Annotated in this window: 2 protein-coding genes and 1 pseudogene; all 3 read right to left on the bottom strand. The window is 46.2% G+C overall.

The window, feature by feature from the left end; translation table 11 throughout:
• Positions 1-120 precede the first annotated feature (120 nt).
• Positions 121-336, bottom strand: a complete 216-nt coding sequence (locus tag A3750_RS21360) for a DUF3820 family protein (RefSeq protein WP_068456451.1) — start codon at positions 334-336, stop codon at positions 121-123.
• Between the two features lie 11 nt (positions 337-347).
• A pseudogene (gene msrB, locus A3750_RS21355) lies at positions 348-770 on the bottom strand (peptide-methionine (R)-S-oxide reductase MsrB); the annotation flags it as partial.
• A 37-nt stretch (positions 771-807) separates the two neighbouring features.
• Positions 808-939 (bottom strand): hypothetical protein, encoded by a 132-nt coding sequence (locus A3750_RS27385; protein ID WP_369819965.1) that lies wholly within the window; start codon positions 937-939, stop codon positions 808-810.
• Positions 940-945: the final 6 nt, after the last annotated feature.

Here is a 945-nt window from a genome sequence, read left to right as displayed (position 1 = left end):
GCCTTCCTGTTGATTGCGCTTGGCGTATTTCTCTTTCTAACGCAACCACAGCAACCACCCAAAGTCGAAAACTGAGAATAGACAGCACGTCGCCTTCATCTCATTTGGAGGCGACGTCAGCTATGACTTTAGTGGCGCGACAATCCCTTCCAAACCTTCAATCTTGATCTCGAGCGTCATTTCTAAAAGCTGCCCAAACTTGCCATTGGGAAAGCCTTTCTTACGAAACCAGAGCAAGTACTCTTCAGGCAGATCAATTAAACGCCGACCGCTGTACTTGCCAAATGGCATCTTCATATTGGCAATATCGAGCAAATACTCGTGACTGGGTTCCATACGCTTTTTCGCTACCCTTCATCAAACAAGGTCAAAAATTCTCCATAACCCTGAGCATCCATCTCGGCTTTTGGAACAAAGCGCATCGCCGCCGAGTTAATACAATACCGCATGCCAGTCGGCTCTGGACCATCTGGAAAAACATGTCCGAGATGGGAGTCAGCCTCTTTACTTCGCACCTCTACCCGTCGCATAAAGAGCTTGGTATCTTCCTTTTCAACGATTTGTTCGATTTTAATCGGCTGATAAAAGGCTGGCCAACCAGAGCCCGAATCGTATTTATGCGTTGAACTAAACAAAGGCTCCCCCGAGACGACATCAACATAAATGCCTTCTTCCTTATGATCCCAGTACTCGTTATCGAAAGCGCGCTCGGTCGCATCACACTGCGTGACCTTGTATTGCAGTTCACTCAATTCTTGTTTCAGCTTATCGTCGCTCATATTCGTGCTCACCCGTTATCCGTATGCATTAGGTATTGATAATGACTCTCATGGCCTGAAGTTCCAGCCCGGTTCTATCAATATACGACAAGCCCTGCTCTTTTTGATTCCTTAAAAAGCTAATTTCTTCTTCACGTATCAAGGGATTCTTTTGTTGCAGGCTGTG

This window comes from Oleiphilus sp. HI0079 (assembly GCF_001635105.1).
The sequence above is the reverse complement of the archived record's forward strand: the minus strand, read 5'-3'. Positions and strand labels throughout refer to the sequence as shown.

Bases quoted from the DNA above. Each gene is read 5' to 3' on its own strand.
- A3750_RS21360 (WP_068456451.1), bottom strand. From the start codon at position 336: ATGGAACCCAGTCACGAGTATTTGCTCGATATTGCCAATATGAAGATG.